We start from the raw sequence: 351 nt of genomic DNA, 5'->3' as shown, positions 1-351 counted from the left end.
ACCAGAAGCGTCAAGGCCATCGCCAAAACTACACTGAATTGCAAATCGTATCTATCAACGGTTAATCTCAGTTTCTGCTGAATTACTGTTTATTACCTGTATCAAGGAGCTATTAAATGGCACACAAAAAAGGCGGCGGCACCACGCGCAACGGCCGTGACTCAGAGTCAAAACGCTTAGGCGTTAAAGTTTACGGCGGCCAGTCTATTAATGCTGGCGGTATCATCATTCGTCAACGCGGTACACGTGTACACGCTGGTGAAAATGTTGGTATGGGCAAAGATCACACTTTGTTCGCTCTGGTTGACGGCAAAGTACAATTCGCGACTAAAGGTGCAAACAAGCACCAGT

General features: G+C 46.7%; 1 protein-coding gene. It reads left to right on the top strand.

What is annotated here, in order from left to right; genetic code table 11:
* Positions 1-116: 116 nt before the first annotated feature.
* Positions 117-351: 50S ribosomal protein L27 (gene rpmA, locus KDM89_RS20690; RefSeq protein WP_212689726.1), on the top strand; the 235-nt coding region annotated here is incomplete at its 3' end.

The organism is Cognatundibacterium luofuense, from assembly GCF_018139685.1.
GTDB classification, from domain to species: domain Bacteria; phylum Pseudomonadota; class Gammaproteobacteria; order Burkholderiales; family Burkholderiaceae_D; genus Undibacterium; species Undibacterium luofuense.
This window is presented reverse-complemented; position numbering and strand designations above follow the sequence as displayed.